Genomic DNA, 1,298 nt, shown 5'->3' on the forward strand with positions numbered 1-1,298 from the left:
ACGAGGCCGGGCCAACAGGCTTCGGCCTCGCCCGGTTCCTGCTGGCTTCCGGTGTTCACTGTGTCGTGGCGGCTCCGTCGAAGCTGCAGCGGCCGTCCGGTGACCGGATCAAGACCGACGCCAACGACGCCCTGCATCTGGCCCGTCTGCTGCGCCTGGGCGAGGTCACGGCTGTTGCCATTCCCACGGTGGAGCAGGAAGCCGCCCGGGACCTAGTCCGGGCGAGGGAAGATGCCCGCGGGGACCTGATGAGCGCCCGTCACCGCATCTCCAAACTGCTCCTGCGCCAGGGCATCATCTACACGAGCGGGAAGGCGTGGACCGTGAAGCATGGGGTCTGGCTGGACCGGCAGAAGTTCGATTCCGCACCGCTGCAGCTGGCCTATGATTCCTCGGTCGAGGCGATGACGGCGGTCCTGGACCGCCGGGACCGCCTCGACCATGCGATCACGGAACTTGCCTATGACAGCCACTACACCCCCGTGGTCAGGAATCTCGAGTGCCTGCGCGGGATCTCTACGCTGACCGCGTTCGGTCTGGCCGTGGAAATAGGGGACTGGGACCGCTTTACGGGCCGGACCATCGGCGCCTACCTGGGCCTGGTCCCGTCCGAGCATTCCTCCGGCCAGTCACGGTCCCAGGGCTCGATCACCAAAACAGGCAACGGCCACGCCCGCCGGCTGCTGGTCGAGGCCGCCTGGCACCACCGCCAACCCTATCCACGCCCGTCCAGCCTCATGCGGCAACGATGGGCGCAGGCGCCGTCCGCTGCCCGATCCCGGGGGGACGCCGGAAACCGGCGGCTTCATGAGCGGTGGTTGGTCTATCTCGAACACAGGAAACGCCCCGTGGTCGCAACCGTCGCGATCGCCCGTGAACTCGCCGGCTGGTGTTGGTCGCTGGCGACGCTACGCTCCGACACCAGCCAGAACGACACAGTCCTGGCCGAATAACACGTGCCGGCATGCTCCGACGGAAGTGTTCGTTGCAGCGCGTGGAGTAAACCCGCGCCCGCCCTATGAGCAGCCAACTACGGGCCACGCTCGCCACTAGAGCAGCGGTAATCTCCAGCCGAACACATCGTCCTGCGGTAACCAACCCGCGCATATCAGAGTGACCGCGCCGTCGCCAACGACACGCTGGACACTTCCAGGCAGACATGCCGGCCCACAAAGGGTGAGCACCAGGACAACCCAGCCCCGGACCCCTCACCAAAGGAAGCGGGCCCGGGGCCAACCAGACCGGGACCCGCTTCCCCATGCACTATTGACATTCGCGCCTACATATCAGGGCGTGTC

1 protein-coding gene is annotated in these 1,298 nt (G+C 66.5%); it reads left to right on the top strand.

All coding sequences use genetic code 11. From position 1 onward, the window contains the following. On the top strand, positions 1-953 hold a 953-nt coding region (locus ABIB27_RS19325), incomplete at its 5' end, for an IS110 family RNA-guided transposase (RefSeq protein ID WP_354254708.1). Positions 954-1,298 lie beyond the last annotated feature (345 nt).

The sequence above is a fragment of the Arthrobacter sp. UYEF21 genome (assembly GCF_040546085.1).
GTDB lineage: Bacteria > Actinomycetota > Actinomycetes > Actinomycetales > Micrococcaceae > Arthrobacter.